The sequence below is a fragment of the Hallella sp. genome, assembly GCF_037460745.1.
GTDB classification, from domain to species: domain Bacteria; phylum Bacteroidota; class Bacteroidia; order Bacteroidales; family Bacteroidaceae; genus Prevotella; species Prevotella faecis.
The window spans coordinates 1-1,619 of record NZ_JAXVAE010000004.1; the positions used below are offsets into that span (position 1 = coordinate 1).

1 pseudogene is annotated in these 1,619 nt (G+C 49.7%); it reads right to left on the reverse strand.

Going from position 1 to position 1,619, the window contains the following annotated elements:
* Positions 1-1,329: 1,329 nt before the first annotated feature.
* Positions 1,330-1,619: pseudogene (locus WKK33_RS00035) on the reverse strand (transposase); the annotation flags it as partial.

The following is a 1,619-nucleotide window of genomic DNA, read 5'->3' on the forward strand; positions in this document are numbered from 1 at the left end:
TGCATTCGGTTTGCACGATAATTCAGCCCGTCTTCCCTAAATCAGAAACTCCAATTAATTTAGTCTCAGACTTGACAGCGGTGTGACAAAGGTAACCAAGAGGGCTGAAAAAGCCAATGATCTCCTCAGGGGTGCCAAGGTTAAACCAAGCGGGCTGAAAGCTCAGGTAGCGCATAGCCCAGGGCGTCGCCTGAAGAGCAATTGTTGGCCGTCAGTGCGCTTGGCTATGGTGCATCCCACAATAAGACTGTATGCTGCTGAAAATAGGCTACAGGTATCTCCCGCTTTTAACATTTATTCGGCGGTGAGTGGTGGTTCGCACGCAAATACGCCATTCTCGTGGATTTTTATAATCGCCTAATAATAAAGCCGTTACAACCCAAAGGCCTTATTCTTCACCTCGCCCTCCCCACTCCACGCCACCAAAAGTCATCTTTCGCATTGCGATAGAGGGCTAACGGTGGCTCGATACCTCCTTAACGGCATTGCGAAAGACGCCTCACCGAGGCTCGGTTAGGCGTCTTTCGCAACACGGTGGCTCATTTCGGAAATATCCATCGCGCAAAAACGTCGGTTGCGGTCGCTGGTTGGATCGAAATAGCAACACCACTTTTTCACCAAAATTCGTAACATTCCCCGTGTTCGTGCAAGTTTCTCGATGCTGGGGCTTACTTCCTCTTCTTATAGTTTCCGGCTTCCCTTCGGTCGGTAGGGCTTCGCCGAGTCTCGTGTTTTTGGCAAAAGCAACCCGCATGGCCATTCCGCATGAAGGTCGTCCCCATGTTGAACACCTCAATAAGCCCACCGCCTACGGCGATGGCCTCAGGGGTCTAAGGAACACAGATGTCACCGATGCGCACGGATCCATCATCACGGATCTGTTGTTCTTTCTTTTCTTTTGATGGCCCTCTGGGCCTACGGATCTTAAACGGATCTTCCGCGTATCAAGCAAGCCCCGTCATGTGGCATACTTCCATACATATTACTCTCCGCATGCGAAAAATCCGTGTCGATCTGCCGCGCCGACGGCGCGATCTGTGTTATTGACAAGCAGTCCGCATGGCATCTGTGCTTATCTGAGAGATCCGTGGGAGAATAAATACATCCAGCCTGTTCTTTAGCGCATTGTGCGCTTAGTTGTCGCCCACAGATCCCTCAGATTTCCACAGATTTTTCGCATATCAAGAGCGTGTGGCACTCTCCTTGTCCCTGACAACCCAAGTGGGCTGAAAAGTAAATGGTAGCGCATAGCCCAGTCAACCCAAGCGGGCTGAAAGCCCAATGACCTCCTCAGCCCAGGGCAAGCGAAGCGACACCCTCCTGACTTCGTCATTGCGTCACCCAAAAATCTTCGTCAAAGAGTTTAGCGATTTTCTGATGTCTTGCCATCAGCATTGTTTGGGTATAAACCTCCTTGTTCAGAGGTAGCTTAATTTGTATGGTTGTGATAGTCTTAGCCAATGCAAGCACCTTGTCTACGCTCATCTTAATCTCTGAGACTTTCAGCATGCGCTCCAATTCCTTGTAGACTTTCAAAGCCACAAAGCAGATGCATATATGGGCTTCGATGCGTTTGCGTGTAAAGTGAAACATGGGACGTATCTCTATCTTTGATTTGG